This window comes from Pseudomonas sp. BNK-7, from assembly GCF_048072025.1.
GTDB classification, from domain to species: Bacteria; Pseudomonadota; Gammaproteobacteria; order Pseudomonadales; family Pseudomonadaceae; genus Aquipseudomonas; species Aquipseudomonas danubii.
On the sequence record NZ_CP182252.1, the window covers coordinates 2,410,919 to 2,426,376 of the forward strand.

22 protein-coding genes are annotated in these 15,458 nt (G+C 60.1%); 13 read left to right on the top strand and 9 right to left on the bottom strand.

The features are described 5' to 3' along the window. Window positions 1-9: 9 nt before the first annotated feature. The 8 genes from ACMGF8_RS11090 to ACMGF8_RS11125 form a co-directional block, all read right to left on the bottom strand. Window positions 10-822: a DUF2303 family protein gene (locus ACMGF8_RS11090; protein ID WP_416759584.1), complete on the bottom strand. Its 813-nt coding sequence runs from the start codon at window positions 820-822 to the stop codon at window positions 10-12. A gap of 39 nt (window positions 823-861) precedes the next feature. Continuing rightward, a complete protein-coding gene (locus ACMGF8_RS11095) occupies window positions 862-1,212 on the bottom strand; it encodes a hypothetical protein (protein WP_102879044.1) in 351 nt (116 codons plus the stop codon). 50 nt (window positions 1,213-1,262) lie between these two features. Continuing rightward, window positions 1,263-1,505: a pyocin activator PrtN family protein gene (locus ACMGF8_RS11100; protein WP_174394873.1), complete on the bottom strand. Its 243-nt coding sequence runs from the start codon at window positions 1,503-1,505 to the stop codon at window positions 1,263-1,265. After that, window positions 1,502-1,885 carry a hypothetical protein gene (locus ACMGF8_RS11105; protein WP_416759587.1) on the bottom strand — a complete coding sequence of 128 codons (384 nt, stop codon included), beginning with the start codon at window positions 1,883-1,885 and terminating at the stop codon, window positions 1,502-1,504. The genes ACMGF8_RS11100 and ACMGF8_RS11105 overlap by 4 nt, the downstream gene beginning before the upstream one ends. Then, entirely contained in the window at window positions 1,882-2,157 is a 276-nt protein-coding gene (locus ACMGF8_RS11110) for a phage antirepressor KilAC domain-containing protein (protein WP_077934327.1), read from the bottom strand. The genes ACMGF8_RS11105 and ACMGF8_RS11110 overlap by 4 nt, the downstream gene beginning before the upstream one ends. Window positions 2,158-2,167: 10 nt before the next feature. Further along, window positions 2,168-2,743: a deoxynucleotide monophosphate kinase gene (locus ACMGF8_RS11115; protein WP_416759589.1), complete on the bottom strand. Its 576-nt coding sequence runs from the start codon at window positions 2,741-2,743 to the stop codon at window positions 2,168-2,170. Continuing rightward, complete coding sequence (locus tag ACMGF8_RS11120) at window positions 2,740-2,931, bottom strand: hypothetical protein (RefSeq protein ID WP_416759591.1); 192 nt, start codon at window positions 2,929-2,931, stop codon at window positions 2,740-2,742. Before ACMGF8_RS11120 ends, ACMGF8_RS11115 begins: the two co-directional genes overlap by 4 nt. Window positions 2,932-3,074: 143 nt before the next feature. Then, window positions 3,075-3,593: a helix-turn-helix domain-containing protein gene (locus ACMGF8_RS11125; protein WP_416759593.1), complete on the bottom strand. Its 519-nt coding sequence runs from the start codon at window positions 3,591-3,593 to the stop codon at window positions 3,075-3,077. Between the two features lie 95 nt (window positions 3,594-3,688). On the opposite strand from ACMGF8_RS11125, the gene ACMGF8_RS11130 reads away from it, so the two are divergent. The 7 genes from ACMGF8_RS11130 (at window position 3,689) to ACMGF8_RS11160 (ending at window position 9,117) form a co-directional block, all read left to right on the top strand. After that, window positions 3,689-3,883 (top strand): helix-turn-helix domain-containing protein, encoded by a 195-nt coding sequence (locus tag ACMGF8_RS11130; protein WP_265532294.1) that lies wholly within the window; start codon window positions 3,689-3,691, stop codon window positions 3,881-3,883. A 328-nt stretch (window positions 3,884-4,211) separates the two neighbouring features. Next, window positions 4,212-4,700 (top strand): phage regulatory CII family protein, encoded by a 489-nt coding sequence (locus ACMGF8_RS11135; RefSeq protein ID WP_416759595.1) that lies wholly within the window; start codon window positions 4,212-4,214, stop codon window positions 4,698-4,700. Then, a complete protein-coding gene (locus ACMGF8_RS11140; protein WP_416759597.1) occupies window positions 4,693-4,899 on the top strand; it encodes a TraR/DksA C4-type zinc finger protein in 207 nt (68 codons plus the stop codon). Before ACMGF8_RS11135 ends, ACMGF8_RS11140 begins: the two co-directional genes overlap by 8 nt. Next, entirely contained in the window at window positions 4,896-5,933 is a 1,038-nt protein-coding gene (locus ACMGF8_RS11145; protein WP_416759599.1) for a PriCT-2 domain-containing protein, read from the top strand. Before ACMGF8_RS11140 ends, ACMGF8_RS11145 begins: the two co-directional genes overlap by 4 nt. After that, window positions 5,934-7,427 (top strand): DUF5906 domain-containing protein, encoded by a 1,494-nt coding sequence (locus ACMGF8_RS11150; protein ID WP_416759601.1) that lies wholly within the window; start codon window positions 5,934-5,936, stop codon window positions 7,425-7,427. Window positions 7,428-7,675: 248 nt separating this feature from the next. Then, window positions 7,676-8,068 (top strand): hypothetical protein, encoded by a 393-nt coding sequence (locus ACMGF8_RS11155; RefSeq protein ID WP_414159874.1) that lies wholly within the window; start codon window positions 7,676-7,678, stop codon window positions 8,066-8,068. A 707-nt stretch (window positions 8,069-8,775) separates the two neighbouring features. Next, on the top strand, window positions 8,776-9,117 hold the full coding sequence (locus ACMGF8_RS11160; protein ID WP_058436810.1) for a phage holin family protein: 342 nt from the start codon (window positions 8,776-8,778) through the stop codon (window positions 9,115-9,117). 153 nt (window positions 9,118-9,270) lie between these two features. On the opposite strand, the gene ACMGF8_RS11165 is transcribed toward ACMGF8_RS11160, so the two are convergent. Beyond that, window positions 9,271-9,465 (bottom strand): KTSC domain-containing protein, encoded by a 195-nt coding sequence (locus ACMGF8_RS11165; protein ID WP_123394691.1) that lies wholly within the window; start codon window positions 9,463-9,465, stop codon window positions 9,271-9,273. A 222-nt stretch (window positions 9,466-9,687) separates the two neighbouring features. Here ACMGF8_RS11165 and ACMGF8_RS11170 point away from each other — a divergent pair, with 222 nt between their 5' ends. Genes ACMGF8_RS11170 through ACMGF8_RS11195 form a run of 6 tightly spaced genes read left to right on the top strand, consistent with a single transcriptional unit; the run spans window position 9,688 to window position 15,452 of the window. Next, window positions 9,688-10,257, top strand: coding sequence for a terminase small subunit (locus tag ACMGF8_RS11170; RefSeq protein WP_416759604.1), 570 nt, complete (start codon window positions 9,688-9,690; stop codon window positions 10,255-10,257). A gap of 4 nt (window positions 10,258-10,261) precedes the next feature. Further along, on the top strand, window positions 10,262-12,283 hold the full coding sequence (locus ACMGF8_RS11175) for a phage terminase large subunit family protein (protein ID WP_416759606.1): 2,022 nt from the start codon (window positions 10,262-10,264) through the stop codon (window positions 12,281-12,283). 1 nt (window position 12,284) lies between these two features. After that, window positions 12,285-12,491 (top strand): phage head-tail joining protein, encoded by a 207-nt coding sequence (locus ACMGF8_RS11180; RefSeq protein ID WP_047287306.1) that lies wholly within the window; start codon window positions 12,285-12,287, stop codon window positions 12,489-12,491. Beyond that, complete coding sequence (locus ACMGF8_RS11185) at window positions 12,491-13,972, top strand: phage portal protein (RefSeq protein ID WP_416759608.1); 1,482 nt, start codon at window positions 12,491-12,493, stop codon at window positions 13,970-13,972. The genes ACMGF8_RS11180 and ACMGF8_RS11185 overlap by 1 nt, the downstream gene beginning before the upstream one ends. Beyond that, on the top strand, window positions 13,969-15,111 hold the full coding sequence (locus ACMGF8_RS11190) for a head maturation protease, ClpP-related (RefSeq protein ID WP_416759610.1): 1,143 nt from the start codon (window positions 13,969-13,971) through the stop codon (window positions 15,109-15,111). Before ACMGF8_RS11185 ends, ACMGF8_RS11190 begins: the two co-directional genes overlap by 4 nt. Continuing rightward, window positions 15,108-15,452: a head decoration protein gene (locus tag ACMGF8_RS11195; RefSeq protein WP_416759612.1), complete on the top strand. Its 345-nt coding sequence runs from the start codon at window positions 15,108-15,110 to the stop codon at window positions 15,450-15,452. Before ACMGF8_RS11190 ends, ACMGF8_RS11195 begins: the two co-directional genes overlap by 4 nt. Window positions 15,453-15,458: the final 6 nt, after the last annotated feature.

The following is a 15,458-nucleotide window of genomic DNA, read 5'->3' on the forward strand; positions in this document are numbered from 1 at the left end:
TGCAGGTGGTTACGCCAGCTTGAAGCTGCCGATGGTCAGCGTTGCAGCGGTGCCCACATCGGCCTGGACGACTTCTTTAAATTCCTGGGCCAGGTCTTCGCGCAGTTGTTCCTCGCCGATCCAGCGCAGCTTGAGCAATGGCTTGTCGCCGCCGGTCAGTACCGCCACACGCAAGCGGATGGTTCTCGCCGTGAGCCCTTCGTAGGGCTCGACGGTGAAACGGAATTCGGCGGGCAGCCCTTCGGACGACTTGGCCTCGATCTGGTCCATGGCGGAGCGCGATGCGCTCAGGTCGCCCACGACGTGCTCACTCTTGCGGGCCTGCTCGATGCTGATCGAGCGAATGGCGCTCGCGGCTTTGCGCAAGTCGATGGGGGAGTCATCGGCGGCCAGGGAAGCCAGGTTAGGGGCCCAGTCTTCGATCCAGTCACTTAGGTCTTTCTGCTGGAAGGTCGCGGTGGCGGCGCGCTCCAGGGCCTGAAACCCGGCGGTCTTGCGCAGGTTCAGCGTTGCGGTGAAGTCGCCGTGACCGGGGGCGGTGATGTCACCCAGGTTGAAGTACACGGTGCAGCGCATCTGTTCTGCGTCAACGAAGCCGGCGGCTGCAGCTTCGGTGCTGTGGTGTTGCACGTAGTTGCCGAAGTCGTGCAGCGAATGGGTGACCAGCTCGCCGCGAAAGCGGCTGCGCAGAGGCTGGAACTGTTCGATGCTGTGGATCTTCTGGCCGGACGGCAGCACCAGGGTTGGGGTGTGCGTGTCCAGTGGCTTTGCGTTGGCCAGAATGGCGGTGTCCTGAATCAACTGAACTGCTTGGGCTTCCATGGATCGGTTCCTTCTGTGGTGAGAGATATGGAGCTGGGGTTACGACTTGGCGTGAATCGGTGCGTCGTTCCGGTCGAACAGCTGCCCCGGGCCTGGGGCCTCGGCAAACAGGGTCAGGCGCCCGCCTTCGTTGACATGCATCGGCGTGTCGAGGGTGGTGTCCTCGCTGCGGCTGCCGCGCTTGGTTGGCACCTTGTAGGCCAGCTTGTGGTTGACGGTCACCTGATGGCTGGATGCGATCTGGCTCAGCGTGAAGGTGATGGTCACGGTGCCGACCTTGCTGTGATCAACCACGCCTGCAGCGACTTCTGAAAGCGCGTGGCCGATCTGGCTGGCGAAGACTCCGGCGTTGAGTTCGCCGATGAATTCGGCGGTGTCGGTTGGTTTCATGTGCTGTGTCTCACTGGATGTTCGCCCCTGGACGGCAGGGGCCACCGTTGTCAGGCCGCGGCTTTCTCCGCTTGGGCGTCGAGGTAGGCGGCCAGGTTGTGCAGGTAAACCACGGGTTTGGCGCGTGCAGACCCGTGAAGGCGCGTCACAATCAGCTTCACCCGACCCTTTTTGATTTCGCTGAGCAGATGCCGGTCAGTGCGAATGTGCGAAAAGTACTGCTCCCGAACGGACGCCAGGGTGGGGCAGGGTGTAGCAAACTGCCGCCGGAGCTGGTCGAGGGTGTCGCTCATGCGCTTGCCTCCCCGGCCCCCACGTCGGCGGGCTGCAGCTTGAGGCGGATCAGTTCCGCCAGCCCCTCTTTGCTGGCACCTCGGGCGGCGGCGCAGATCAGGCCGCGCTCATCCGCCACGACAGCGCCGAAGGGTGTCTCGGGGACATTGGTCGGGGTGACGTAAGCAATCTGGCCGGGTTGGATCACGCTGCTGACGCACCGATAAACCTCCGCCAACTCGACCGCACAGGCGGGCATGCTCGCCAGAGCCAGCGTGGCCTCGTTCGCGGTGCCGATCAGGGTGGCTTTGCTCACGGTGCCGGGGCTGGTCAGGTAGATCGGGATCAGGGCCAGGGCGCCGAGTGCTTGGGTGTAGGCGTTGAAGTAGTTGGTCTTCATGCTGCGGCGTCCTTGTTCGTGATGGTGATGCCCAGTTTCTTTGCCAGCCACGGCACACCTGCCTCGGTCACCATGACGACGGCGTAGTGCTTGTAGCGGCCGGTTTTGCCGATCTGCACGCTGCGCGGGTCTGAAAACAGGTGGCCTTGGTCGCGGTGGTGGCTGGCCAGGTCGCCATCCTTGGAAAGAATGCGCAGCTCGCGGAGTTGTGCGCGGAAGGCCCGGGGCTTGATCCCGAGCACTGCCGCTGTTTCGTCCAGGGTGCGGTTCATGGTGGCCACCTCAGGCTGCGGTCTGGTCCAGGGAGCGACGCCGGATGACTACAACGCAGTTGTCTATCAGGCACCGCAGATGCTCTCGGTCCCGGGTGTTGAGAACGGTCATGTCGGGCTGCTTGAGGTGAATGCCGGCTTCACTGACGTGCGGGTTCACTTTCGCCGCGTCGGGTCGCTCGATATGGATGATGGTGCCGCCGCGCTGGCGGATAAATTCGGCTTCGTTTTCGAAGCGAACGTCGCTGACGACGAAGCCGACCACGCTCGACAGCGAGTTTTGTAGGTAGTTGAGGTTCTGCTCGGCGATCCTCACCCACACGTCTGGGTGCACCATCTGGCGCGCCCACTCTGTGCCCATCGACTGCATCAGTTCACGCGGGGACCGGCCAAGCCAGGCCAGGGACTGCTCTTTGCGCTCGCCTTCGAAGTCGTCCGGGTCGAGGTTGAAGATCTCCATGAGCCCAGAGCGCAGCGGGTCGGCGAAGGCGTAGTGCTCCAGCAGGTGGTTGCGCACCAGGTGGTCAGCGGCAGTGGATTTGCCCGAGCGAGCCGGGCCGGCAAGGCCGATCAGCAATGGTTTCATGCTGCGTCACCTCCGAACGGGCCCAGGTCTACCGGTTTGGCAGCGGCGGTGCGTCGGGTTTTGGCGATCACCAGCAGGCCGGTCTGGCGCTGGATGGCTTCGACGGCGGCGGGGCTGGTGCATGCTGCTGGGTGGAGGTACACCGGGCAGCGGGAGCGGGTAGGACTGTGCTGTGTAGTCGTTTGCATGATTCGTACTCGTGGTGAGAGGAGTACGAATGAGGTTATACATACGTTTTTGCGTTGTCTATACGTTATCGAATAAATTATGCGTTTCGAGTATTTCGTATAGGTGTGACGATAGGAGGTATGTCCTTCCGTCGGATTGTGCCTTACTCGGGGAGGGGGTGGGTCAACAGCAGCTTCAGCTCAGCAATTCGGTAGGTTTTCAGGGCCTCAATGAGCATAGGCTCTTCCTGATAGATCTCACTGATGTAGTCGTCTAGGAGTTCTTGAACCGCGTTCCTGAGTAGTTTTTCGGGCTCAAGGGAAGTGAATGTACTACTAGATTCAGAGTTCTTAACGACCTTGATTTCAAGCTTTGTCGTGTTAGCTCGTGCCCTGCGTCGTTTAGCGATAGAGCCTGTTTTTGCTGGCTCTGAAGCGATAAGGAGCGGTTCTTCCACGGAGGAATTCTTCGGGAAAGGAAGGTCCTTTTTTCCTGTCCACAGCCAATTAGCACTCACTCCAAGTGCTTTGGCAATCTTTTCAATATTTAGCTGTCGTGGGCTTAAGGACTCCCCGGTGATGATCCTATGGACGGTCGGTTGTGGCACTCCAGCCCGGCGACCTAGTTCAGATTCAGAGAATCCTTGCTCGGCCATGCGTTCGGCTATTCGTTTACCAATCATTTTAGGACCCTGATGTTTAAATGCATTAGCGATTGTATTGCATGGGTCTATTCGTTTGCGTATGATTTGTTGCAGGCAAACGCATGGTGAACAACATGTCCATCCAAGAAATGCTGAAAGCGCTATTAGCCCTTGGTTTATCTCAACAGGCTATTGCTCTTGAGGTTGGAACGACTCAGCCCACTATTAGCAGGGCTATCAAGGGGGCGGATGTCAGGCACGAGCTTGGCAAGGCTATCGAACGGTTTTATGCCGAGCGAGCAATGCAGCCTAGGAAAAGTGCCGCATAAACGTATAGGTCTGCACGGCGAGCAATAAGGATGCTGGTCCGGGGCCTCTCACCACAAGATTTCCCCGGCCCAGCGGTGGCGGCACCAGCACATACATGCCGCCACTTGAAACACCGGCCAAAACAGGCCGGCTGCAGCGAGCTACACAGTTACATGCAATTCACTACAAGGCGCGTCGGTCCGGGGCCTCTCACCACAAGAACTCCCCGGATCGACTGGAACGATGAGCCGTGCTGCACAGCACGATTCGCACAGCACACCGGTCGTGGGTTGGATGATAGGGCGTGCCCTAACGTCTGGCTACACCGTAACAGGGGCATTTACGGTTATGAGTCGCACAGATCTGTTGCCGGACGCGGGTCCGGTCCTTTCTTTGCGCAAGGCACTTTATCGTGCCGGGCGCGATTATCACGGCGGAATCACCTCGCTGGCCCATGACATGGTCATGGAGTACGACGAGTTGCAGAAGAAGCTGAAATTCGATGAGGAGCGCCGCTGGCTGACCCCTGATGACCTTGAAGAGGTCATTAGGCTTACTCAGTACCCGCCATTGCTCGATGCGCTGATGCGTCCGGCTGGGGTTGTTTGGTACAAGCCAGTTCCGGTGCCTGCTACAGGTGATGCGCTCAAGGCCGTCGGCAAGTTGCTCGCGGAAACCGGTGAGTTTGTTTCAAGCATGCATGCCGGGGCTGCTGACAGCATCTGGGAGCCGCACGAAGTAGCGACCCTGGATAAGCATGGCGTCGATGTGATCCGTGCAGTACTAGGGATCATGGCGGGCGCCCGCCAAGCCATGGAGGGACGCGACCGTGGCTGATGATATCGACCGGGCCAACGATCAGGCCGAGTACCTCCTTCAAGTGGCGTTGAGCCGCCGCCAGCGGCAAGCGACGACCGCCGCCAGCGCGGAATTCTGTGAAGACTGCGATGATCCGATCCCGTCCCTTCGCCAGCAGATGGTCCGGGGTTGCCAGACCTGTGTCAGTTGCCAGGAACTGCGAGAGGCTCGGCGATGAGCGGCGATAAAATCCCGCTTCAACTCCACGACCTTCCAGCCCTTTTGCAGTACATCAGCCCTGACCAGCGTGATACCTGGGTCGAGGTTGGAATGGGCTTGAAGTCTGAGTTTGGCCAAGACGGTTATGGGCCCTGGAATATCTGGAGCCAGAGCAGCAAGACATACGATGGCAAGGCGGCTTTGTCAGTGTGGAAGTCGTTCAAGAAAGCCGGCACAGGCATGGGCACAGTCCTCAAGATGGCGCTCGACGCTGGCTGGCGGCCCGACAAGACCGAAATGACCGCTGAGGAAAAGCGGCGGTTCGCGGCTGAAGCAGAGTTGCGGCGTAAGCAGCGCCAGGCCGAGGTTGAAGCCGATGAGGCTTTGCTTGAGGAGATGCGGGCACTTGTCGCCGATTGCTGCCAGAAGATCTGGACAGAACATTGCCAGCCGGAAGGCCACAGCCCTTACCTGGATCGGAAACAGGTCGGTGCGTTCGGTATCGGCTTTTTCAAAAACACCGTGATTCTGTCGATTGACGATCACAACAAGCGCTGCCAGATCTGGTCGGGCAGCAACGCCATGCAGTTCTTCAATAGCTTGCCCAAGCCTCGACCAGACTCGCTGAGCTTCCTTGTATTCAAGCCGGGCACAGTTGCTGTGCCATTACGGGATGCTTCAGGAAAGCTCTGGAGCTTGCAGGCGATCAACGCACAGGGCACCAAGCTGTTTCCCAAGTACGGGCGTAAGTCTGGATGCTTCCATGTTCTTGGCCCTGTCGATGACCCGCTAGATATCGCGCTTGCTGAGGGATACGCCACGTCTGCCAGTGTGCATATGGCTTTGGCCTGGCCCGTGGCGATGGCTGTCGACTCGGGCAACCTTCCAGCTGTTGCTCGGGCGCTTCGTGGCCAGTTTCCCGCTGCTCGTTTGCTGGTGGCCGGTGACGATGATCCCGATGCGAAAGGCAATCCAGGTAGGACCAAGGCCGAAGCGGCTGCCTCGGCCAATGGTGGCTTCGCGGCCTTTCCGATTTCATTGGAGCAGGCATAAATGGCAATCGACTGGAACGACCTGCACTGCAAGTCTGGTTTGGATGCAGTACGTGAGCAGTTGCTGGGGTCTTTGAAGCCTGGAGCATCCGCACAACCTCCCGATGACTCTGGTGATATTTACGCAACGTCCCCCGAGCTTCTTCCCCGCGCCCCTTCTTCTGAGTGCGAAGTACCAGGCGAAAAAGCGCTTACTCACACCCCCGGGGAGGGGGGAGGGTTCCGCATCAGTGAGCAGGAGCTGCTTCGTGACTTCGTAGTGATCTATGGAATGGACGTGGCGTGGGATTGCGCACGCTCGCGGATGATCAAGCTGTCGGCTATCCGTGAGGCCGTTGGGCGGACGCGCTACAAGTGGTGGCAGGAAAGCGAGCATCGGCGCATGGCTCAAGACGTCGTATTCGATCCCACCGAGCAATGCGGGCCGCTGATGTTGAACCTTTACGACGGCTTTCACGCAAAACCCGATCCTCGGGGGGCGGATGGGTGTTTGCTGATTCGCAAGCACTTGGGGCTGCTCTGCAACAACCGGACTGACGAATACCTATTCCTGTTGAAGTGGATTGCTTATCCGCTCCAGCACCCGGGGACAAAAATGGCGACCGCCGTGGTGATGTTCGGTGCCGAGGGCCCAGGTAAGAGCTTGCTGTGGGAAAAGGTTCTGCGTCGAATCTACGGCGACTACGGTACCACCATCGGTCAGGCCCAGTTGGAAAGCCAGTTCACAGGCTGGCAGAGCCGCAAGCTGTTTGCCCTGGCCGAGGAGGTTGTCAGCCGCGAGGAAATGCGTCACTACAAGGGCGTGCTCAAGCACCTTGTGACGGGCGAGACGTTACAGATCAACGAGAAGAACATGCCGGTCAGGGAGGAGCGCAACCACCTCAATTTCGTGTTCCTATCCAACTCGACGGTGCCGCTGGCACTGGATGACGGGGATCGGCGCTACCTGGTGCTTTATGTTGATCGAGTACCACCGCCGGACTACTTCATAGCCTTGGTGGATGAGATTGATAACGGCGGCATTGAGGCGTTTTACCACTACCTGATGAACCTGGACTTGACTGGTTTCGGTCCGCACTCCAAGCCTCCCTTGAACGAGGAGAAGCAGGGCCTGATCGATGGCAGTTTGCCTGCGCCGCGGTATTTCGTGCGGCGATGGCTGGCTGGCGAGACTGAGTTCCCTGTGACCGCCGCTGTTACCCAAGAGGACCTCTGGCGGGCGTTCTGCAAGTGGTGTGACGGAGCCAATGAGTTCAAGCGACGACAACGTGACTTCACCCAGGAGGCTGTGCGGGACTTGAAGCAAGCTCGACCGGACATTCGTTATCCGACCAAGAGTGATGATTTCAAGACGACGCGAATCTACGTGACGCCGGCGTTCCTTGCTGAGAAACAGACCTTGGGGCGCGATTGGGCAGGTAAGGCTGGGCTTGAATGCCGGAAGTTTGCGACGGCTTTCGATAGGCGATCACTGCCTATGCCGGGGGATTTCTGATTCCGACATTCCGACAACATTCCGACAATCAAAAAACACGGGTTTTGCTCAATGAATATTGGCATTCCGACAATCCGACAGACTTTTTAGGATTGCTCATGTGCGCGTATACACAGGCGAGAAAATCTCTAAATACCTGTCGGATTGTCGGAATATGAGCTTAAGTAGCTGTTTTTAATGGTTAAAAGTATTCCGACAGTAATCCGACAAAATTCCGACAAACCGACAGAAGCAAGGAGTAGTAAAAAATGGCTGTTTATAAAGTTGAAAATGGGGAACTGGTACTGGTCGCTGAGACTTTGGAGAGCATGTTGACGCCAGAACTGGCCAACTGGGAGGACTGGGACGATCTGATGCGTGGCTTGGGCTTCAGTCTTTATGACGAGGTCTCGGGTGCGTACAAGTTCTACCGCCGTTATGACTCAGAGAACGATTTGCCAGAGGGGCATCTGCCCGGTGTTGCGTATATGTTCGACGTGAATATCGATGAGTCGAACATTGATTACATTCTGGTGAGCAACCGTCTGCCGGAGTACCTGCAAGCTCTCAAACTGCTTGAGCCTTTGGTCAATCGTGCAGAAGCGGTGGAGCGTGAGTTGGATAAAACGCTGCAGAGAGAGCGGGCAAGGTCACGCATGTAAGGCGAAATGAAGGGCTGAGGTAATCACCGTGATCGACGAAATCGAATATCTGTTGCGGCACTGGGGGCAGCAATGCCGCTTGAATGGTGATAGCGGCAGTATGGGGAGCCCCATGGGGACCATCATGGAGTGGGGGGGCTGTGCCCCACGTGGGACGCCTGGTTCTCGGATTCTCCTGGGTTCTGGTTCCGGCCCTGATGGTGTTGCTCAAGAGATCACTGCCGCCTTGGCTGAGATCGGTAGACAAGATGCTCGGGGGGAACGGTTGATGCGTTTGGCCGGCCTGCGTTATGGGGATGACCCAGCGCCAACCGTTTCGATGCAGATGCATTTGATTGGGCTTACCTCGGGGGCCAAGCAAACGTACTACGACCACGTGCATGCGCTCCATCTGCGCCTGTTGGAGGTGCTGACGACGAGAGCGGCAGGCCGTAAGTGGCTTACCGTTCGTCGGGGCGATTTGCCTCAAACCTGCGTCAAAGTTGCGTCAAAGTTGCGTCGAGCGAGTTAACCGAAAACGCCCCCTTTTCGGTTCCGTACTCAGGGGGTAAAAAGTCCCCACGATATGCAATCTGCGCCTTGGCGCTCACCGAGCACGTGCTGTGCACCCCCCGCCTTGGCGCAAGCCAGGACACTGAAAACCCTGCCTTCCCTGGCGGGGTTTTCTTTTTTCGGCGTCTGCCGCGCTCAATCATTCGAGGCACAACATGACTAATGAGCAACAAGCGCTGGCAGAGATGCCGATCTGGTTGGTGATCGTTCTTTCCCTGGTAGGCGGCGTCTCCGGGGAGATGTGGCGAGCAGACAAGGAAGGGGCGCGAGGTTGGGCCTTGGTGCGGCGTCTCGCGCTGCGGTCCGGTGCCTGCATCGTCTGCGGGATGGCAGCAATGATGCTTCTGATCGGCGCCGGTGTATCGGTTTGGACGGCGGGCGCCTTTGGCTGCCTGACGGCGATGGCCGGGGCGGATGTCGCCATTGGCCTGTACGAGCGGTGGGCGGCGAAGCGAATCGGCGTCTCGGAGCAGCCACCCAGCGGCGGGACGGCCTGAATGGTAGGGGCGTGGCCCCGGCGGGCCCGGCCGGATTTCCAGAATTTTGGGTCCTCCCCCGGGGCCGGCCCCTACACGGGTTAGCGAACTCGCGGATTCCCTGCAGCTGAGATCAGTGCAGGGATGTCCGTCTTTCCAAATGGAAGATGACGTTCAGCACCTATAACGGTCACGTATGTGCCGGTTGTAGTAGGTGCCTTTGGACATTGCTGCCATCAAGCCATTGTGTATGGCTGGAGGGACACCGCAAAAATCGTAAGAGTGACCTTGTTCAAAGCGGATTCTCATTCTTCTCGTTGCTGGATCGTAGCCAACGGCGTTCATCGCACTAGAGCGCACGGTAATCATTTCCACAACGTCTCTCCCTCTGACAGATAGTCAACAGATACTAGTCGAGCGGGATGGATCTGCCCCCGAGCCACAGAAAATCGCCGGGGACCCTGGGAAGCTCCCGAGGGTACGGGGTCGGAAACCCGCGGGACTTCGTTAGTCACTGGTTCACCAGCTTAGTGAACTGGAGGTGAACTGGTGAACACCCCGTATTCATTGGGTTAACTGGACATTGAAGACATGACCGTAATCAGCAAATCGGACTTTGCGATGCGGCGTGGCTGGGCAAAATCGTACGTTTCCAAGCTGGCCAAGCAAGGCCGGTTGGTGCTGACCGAGGATGGCAGGGTCGAGCTGGAAGCGACTGAGGCCCTGCTCGCCGGCTCGGCAGATCCCAGTAAAGCGGCCGTTGCGGCCCGGCACGAAGAGGCTCGGCTTGAGCGCGACGTGCGCAGCGAGCTACTCCCGAGCGCCGAAACACCTGCGGTGCTGCCCCCCAGTAAGGGGCCGGACTTTCAGAAGTCCCGAGCACATCGCGAGTACTACCTGGCCCAGTTGGCCGAGGCCGAGTTTCACAGGGTTCAGGGCAATCTGGTGGACCGCAAAGCGGTCGCCGATGCGGCCTACGTCGCAGGGCGCATGTTGCGTGATCTGATGCTTGGTCTGTCGCCACAACTGGCGGCAAAGATGGTCGCGATGACCGACACCTGGGAAATAGAAAGACACCTAACTGCTGAGTTCCGCCGCGTCTTTGAGGACGCTGCGCGGATGACTGCTGACGATCTCGAAAAAGCCATGAAACAGAGCTGACCCTATGCTTACCGAATATGCAGACGGTGCAGAGGTGTACCGCGATGCGTATTGCCGAGGACTCAAGCCTGACCCGGAACTGTGGGTTGACGAATGGGCAGATGAGTACATGCGTATCCCTCGTGATACGGGGGCCGCAGAGCCCGGCAAGTACCGCACGGATAGGACGCCGTACGCACGAGAGCCCATGCGCTGCCTATCACCTGCTCACCCGTGCAAGCGCGTGGTGACGATGGTGGCCTCGCAGTTGATGAAAACCCAGATTGCCCTGAACTGGATCGGTGGGTTGATCCATATGGCACCGTCCAACATCCTCACGCTGTTGCCGAGCCTGACCTTGGCCAAGCGGGTTTCCTCGCGGATCGGCAAGACCATCCTGGCCACGCCTGTTCTGAACGAACGGGTGGCCTCCAGTCGGTCGCGGGATTCGCGCAACACCATGGACACCAAGGAGTTCGAAGGTGGTTCTTTGTATGTAACCACGGCGGGCTCTGCGGCCAACCTGTCCGAGCTGTCGGCTCGTTATGTGTACGGCGATGAGGTTGACCGCTGGGAAGTGGACGTTGGCGAAGAGGGCGACCCTGTCGAACTGGCAGAGACCCGGGGTAGTACCTTTGGCCGTAACGCCAAGTTCTACTTCTCTAGCTCACCCACCATCAAGGGGGCCTCGCGAATCAGCGATCTGTTCGAGTCCAGCGACCAGCGTTACTACTACGTGCCGTGTCCGTATTGTGGGCATATGCAGGTACTTGAGTGGGAAAACCTACTCTACTCGGCCGATTTCAGCGTCGTACATTACAAGTGCGCGGCGTCCGGGTTGGATTGTGACGTTCTGATCGAGGAACACCACAAAGGCTGGATGTTGGCCAACGGTGAATGGCGATCGCATGCCCAAGGCGATGGCGAAACGGTTGGTTTCCACCTTAATGCCTTGTACTCGCCCCCAGGTTGGAAGGAGTGGAGCGACTTGGCCCGTCAGTTTGAGAAGGCCAAGAAAGCCCAGGCCAAGGGCGATCTGGAGCCGATGCAGGTGTTCTATAACACCCGGCTTGCTAAGGTGTGGGACAGCGCGCAAGAGCAGACCAAGGCGCATGTGCTGCGGGATCGGGCACGCCTCGAAAGCTATTGCCTCGGGTCGATGCCAGCCGGTGTTCTGATGCTAACCGCCGCTGTCGACGTACAGGCCAACCGCCTGGAACTGATGGTGATGGGCTTCGGTGTCGGCATGGAGCGCTGGGTGATCGACCACCAGGTGATCTGGGGCGACCCGGCGAATGAGCAGACTTGGGCGGTGCTGGATGAAAAGCTCAAGGCGCGTTACCGGCACCCCTGCGGCGTCGGTCTGGCGATCCTTGCCGCTGGTGTCGACTCGGGCGGCCATCACACGGATGAGGTTTATCAGTTCTGCCGGCTCCGCCGTTGGCGCAGCGTCTTCGCCATCAAGGGTGCTAGCAAGCCAGGCCGGCCTGTGATCGCCCAGCGGCCGTCGATGGTGGACGTGACCTGGAAGGGCCAGACCGAACGCAATGGCGCCGAGCTCTGGTTTGTCGGTACCGATACCGCCAAGGACTGGATCTATAACCGCTATCCCTTCGAGAGCGGGCCGGGTGCCTTGCACTTTGCCAATGACTTGCCCGATGAGTTCTTCGACCAGTGCGTGGCCGAGAGCAAGGTGGCGCGCTACGTCAAAGGCCACAAGCGCATCGAGTGGGTGAAGGGCAAGGCCGACCGAAACGAGGCGCTCGACCTGATGGTGTACTGCCTGGCGATGGCGCATTACTTGGGCATCAATCGCTACCTTGAATCCGACTGGGACCGCGTGCGGCAGGCCATGGCCCAGTCCGGGCTGTTCGATGAAGTGGCAACCGCGGCACCTGCGCAGGTGGAGTCTGTTTCTGATGAGCCAAAACCAGCTCCAGTCGTTGAACCGGTGGTTCAGCCGACCGCCCCAGCGGTCATGCCCCGGCCAGCAGCTCCACCCCCTCAACGCCGTATGTCTACTAGCGGCTATCTGAAGAGACGCTGATATGTCCTTTACCCAGAAACACCTCGACGCTATCGAGGGCGCTATCGCTCGCGGTGAGAAAACCGTGCGCTATGGCGACCGCACCGTGGAGTACCGCACGGTGGATGAACTGCTCAGGGCCCGCGAGGAGATCCGGGGCAGCCTGAGTGCAGCCGCCGGACCACGCGCCCGCGTGATCCGACTTTTCCATGGAGGCAAGGGACTGTAATGGCTCGCCACTTTCCGACGCTGACCCGTAACGGTTTCTTGCTGCCGTCCAATATCAAGGCCAGTTACGAGGGCGCCGGAGAGGGGCGCCGTTCCTCGGGCTGGGATGCCCCCGACAACGGCATCAACACCATCAACACCCCGGCCTTGCGCAACCTGCGCTCGCGTTCCCGGGCGGCGGTGCGCAACGACCCATATGCGTTCAACGTGATCGACAAGCGGGTCAGCAACCTGATTGGCACCGGGATCAACCCCAGGCCACGGACGGATGACCACGACTTGCGCAAGCTGCTGCAGGAGCTGTGGGAGGACTGGGTGGATGAGTCGGACGCCGATGAGTTGACCGACTTCTATGGCCTGCAGGCCCTGGCGGCTCGAACGGTCGAGACGTCGGGCGAGTGCTTTGTGCGCCTGCGTCCTCGCAGTCTGAACGAAGGCTTGGCGGTGCCGCTGCAATTGCAACTGCTGGCGCCGGAGTTCGTGCCTCATGACAAGTTTGAAAGTACCCGCGACGGCAATGTCATTCGAGCCGGGATCGAGTTCAACGCCACGGGCAAGCGGGTGGCGTACTGGATGTATCGCTCGCACCCGGGGGACTCCTCGTCGTTGAACGGCGGCTTTAACCAGCTGGTACGGGTTCCGGCGTCCCAGGTGCTGCACATCTTTGAACCGATAGAGCCGGGCCAGTTGCGCGGTGTTCCGCGTTTGTCGCCGGTGCTCAAGCGCCTGCGCAGCCTCGACAACTATGACGATGCGGTGTTGTTCCGGCAGGAGGTGGCGAACCTGTTCGCCGGTTTCATCTCGCGGCCGACGCCGGAGACGGGGCCGGCGCCGCGAGATCCAGTCACCGGCCAGCCGCTGATGGCGGATCGGGATGGCTTCACACCGATGGTGGCGCTGGAGCCGGGGACGATGCAGGAGCTGGGGCCGGGTGAGGAGGTCGAGTTCTCCAAGCCGCCGGACGCGGGCAACAACTACCCCGACTTCATGCGGCAGCAACTGATGGCCGCCGCAGCGGGTACCGGCACGCCCTACGAGATCCTCACCGGCGACATGCGCGAGATCAACGACCGGGCGCTGCGGGTGGTGCTCAACGAGTTTCGGCGCCGCCTGGAGCAACTGCAGTTCGGCGTTTACGTGCACCAGCTGTGCCGCCCTGTTCGGGCCGCCTGGATGGACATGGCCGTGCTCTCGGGCGCGCTGCAGCTGGAGGACTACGCGCAACGTCGCCGTGATTACCTGCGTACCCGTTGGGTGCCTCAAGGCTGGGCCTACATCCAGCCAGTGCAGGACGTTCAAGCCCGACGCATGGAAGTGCAGGCCGGCTTTGCCTCGCGCAGCGAGATGGTGCTGCGCACGGGTTACGACGCGGAAACGGTCGACGCCGAGAACGCGGCGGATCAGGAAAGGGCCGAGCGCCTAAAACTCAACTACAGAACTCACGAAGTCGTCGATCCTGTCGACGACAAGGAGCAACCATGAGCAAGAAAACTCAGGTCCGCGTCTATGACGCCGCCGGTAAGCTGGTGCCGGTCAAGGACCAATCCTGGTACACCCTGCGGGCCAGTGGCGAAGCCGAACAGCGCAGCATTGAAGTCTTCGTGTATGGCGAGATCGGCACCTGGGGCGTGACGGCCAATCAGTTTGTGCAGGATCTGCGAGCCCTGGACGACGGGGCGTCTCCGGTGATCGCCGCGTTTAACAGCATCGGCGGCGACCTGTTCGACGGCCTGGCCATTCACAACGCGCTGTCGCGGTTGGGGGAGCGCTGCACCGGCCGTATCGACGCCCTGGCCGCCAGTGCTGCCAGCGTGGCAGTGTGCGGCGCTCATCGGGTGGTGATCGCGGCCAATGCCATGCTGATGATTCACAACCCCTGGACCTACGCCTCGGGCGATGCCGAGGATTTTCGCAAGGTGGCCCAGGTACTCGACCAGACCATGGAAGCCATCATCGCCGCCTATAAGGCCAAGGCACCGGACATCGATGAGGAGGAGCTGCGGCGCCTCGTTGATGCCGAAACGTGGCTGACGGCGAACGAGGCGGTGGCCCTGGGCCTGGCGGACGAGGTGGGCGACGGCGTCACGGTCAAAGCTTGCTTGGGCCAGGGCGCCGCGCTGCAACGCTTTCACAATGCGCCGGCTGAGCTACTGGCCCAATTGGATGAAGCGCCGCAGCCCGATCCGCAGGTGCCAGCCGATCCGCCAGAGCCGGTTCCGGTGGTGGATGCCGCGCAGCTTGCGCTGCTCGTCACCCAGCGCTGCACGGCTGCCGGTATCAGCAACCTGATCGAGCCGCTGTTGAAGTCCACCCAGCTGGAAAGCGAGGCCGTTGTTCAGGCGGGTTTGACCCGGGCCAAAGCCATCAACGATCTGTGCGTGGCCGCCCGTTTGCCTGAGTTCAGTGCCGAGTATGTGGCGGCCGGTCTGGATGCCGCCGCTGTGCGGGCGCGGCTGTTCGACAAGCTGGTGGGCAGCGGCAAGGGTTTTGAGATCGACAACAGCCTGCCGCTCGAAGCAGATCCACCACCCAAAGTGCAGGCCAAACAGATTGATCAGCCCTCTATCTGGGCCGCTCGCCAAGTTGCACGAAACCCATCCGCAAAAGGAGTTAGACCATGACCATTCAACGTGAGCCGATGCACGCGGGTGAATTCCTGCTGTCCGAAGGGCGCGGCACCATTTCCCGCGAAGCCATCAACGTGGCGGCGGGCCCAGCCCTGGAGCCGGGGCAGATCCTCGGCCTGGTGGTGGCTACCGGTGAGTTTGCCCCTTACAACCCGAACGCCGAGGACGGTAGCGAAAACGCCCAAGCCATCCTCTACGGTCCCTTGGGCGAGTCGGATGTAGTCCGCCGTGGTCGCGCCGTGGTGCGTTTGGCCGAGGTCAGCGAAGCGCACCTGACCGGCTTGGACCCAGCCGCCGAGAAGGCCCTGGCCACTCATTTTGTGTTCGTCCGCTAGGGCGAT

Excerpts from the sequence above, each read along its gene's own strand:
- ACMGF8_RS11120 (WP_416759591.1), bottom strand. The coding sequence starts at position 2,931 with ATGCAAACGACTACACAGCACAGTCCTACCCGCTCCCGCTGCCCGGTG.
- ACMGF8_RS11115 (WP_416759589.1), bottom strand. The coding sequence starts at position 2,743 with ATGAAACCATTGCTGATCGGCCTTGCCGGCCCGGCTCGCTCGGGCAAA.
- ACMGF8_RS11150 (WP_416759601.1), top strand. The coding sequence starts at position 5,934 with ATGGCAATCGACTGGAACGACCTGCACTGCAAGTCTGGTTTGGATGCA.
- ACMGF8_RS11130 (WP_265532294.1), top strand. The coding sequence starts at position 3,689 with ATGTCCATCCAAGAAATGCTGAAAGCGCTATTAGCCCTTGGTTTATCT.
- ACMGF8_RS11100 (WP_174394873.1), bottom strand. The coding sequence starts at position 1,505 with ATGAGCGACACCCTCGACCAGCTCCGGCGGCAGTTTGCTACACCCTGC.
- ACMGF8_RS11180 (WP_047287306.1), top strand. The coding sequence starts at position 12,285 with ATGTCCTTTACCCAGAAACACCTCGACGCTATCGAGGGCGCTATCGCT.
- ACMGF8_RS11190 (WP_416759610.1), top strand. The coding sequence starts at position 13,969 with ATGAGCAAGAAAACTCAGGTCCGCGTCTATGACGCCGCCGGTAAGCTG.
- ACMGF8_RS11175 (WP_416759606.1), top strand. The coding sequence starts at position 10,262 with ATGCTTACCGAATATGCAGACGGTGCAGAGGTGTACCGCGATGCGTAT.
- ACMGF8_RS11185 (WP_416759608.1), top strand. The coding sequence starts at position 12,491 with ATGGCTCGCCACTTTCCGACGCTGACCCGTAACGGTTTCTTGCTGCCG.
- ACMGF8_RS11125 (WP_416759593.1), bottom strand. The coding sequence starts at position 3,593 with ATGATTGGTAAACGAATAGCCGAACGCATGGCCGAGCAAGGATTCTCT.
- ACMGF8_RS11145 (WP_416759599.1), top strand. The coding sequence starts at position 4,896 with ATGAGCGGCGATAAAATCCCGCTTCAACTCCACGACCTTCCAGCCCTT.
- ACMGF8_RS11160 (WP_058436810.1), top strand. The coding sequence starts at position 8,776 with ATGACTAATGAGCAACAAGCGCTGGCAGAGATGCCGATCTGGTTGGTG.
- ACMGF8_RS11155 (WP_414159874.1), top strand. The coding sequence starts at position 7,676 with ATGGCTGTTTATAAAGTTGAAAATGGGGAACTGGTACTGGTCGCTGAG.
- ACMGF8_RS11095 (WP_102879044.1), bottom strand. The coding sequence starts at position 1,212 with ATGAAACCAACCGACACCGCCGAATTCATCGGCGAACTCAACGCCGGA.
- ACMGF8_RS11090 (WP_416759584.1), bottom strand. The coding sequence starts at position 822 with ATGGAAGCCCAAGCAGTTCAGTTGATTCAGGACACCGCCATTCTGGCC.
- ACMGF8_RS11110 (WP_077934327.1), bottom strand. The coding sequence starts at position 2,157 with ATGAACCGCACCCTGGACGAAACAGCGGCAGTGCTCGGGATCAAGCCC.
- ACMGF8_RS11195 (WP_416759612.1), top strand. The coding sequence starts at position 15,108 with ATGACCATTCAACGTGAGCCGATGCACGCGGGTGAATTCCTGCTGTCC.
- ACMGF8_RS11165 (WP_123394691.1), bottom strand. The coding sequence starts at position 9,465 with ATGATTACCGTGCGCTCTAGTGCGATGAACGCCGTTGGCTACGATCCA.
- ACMGF8_RS11135 (WP_416759595.1), top strand. The coding sequence starts at position 4,212 with ATGAGTCGCACAGATCTGTTGCCGGACGCGGGTCCGGTCCTTTCTTTG.
- ACMGF8_RS11105 (WP_416759587.1), bottom strand. The coding sequence starts at position 1,885 with ATGAAGACCAACTACTTCAACGCCTACACCCAAGCACTCGGCGCCCTG.
- ACMGF8_RS11170 (WP_416759604.1), top strand. The coding sequence starts at position 9,688 with ATGACCGTAATCAGCAAATCGGACTTTGCGATGCGGCGTGGCTGGGCA.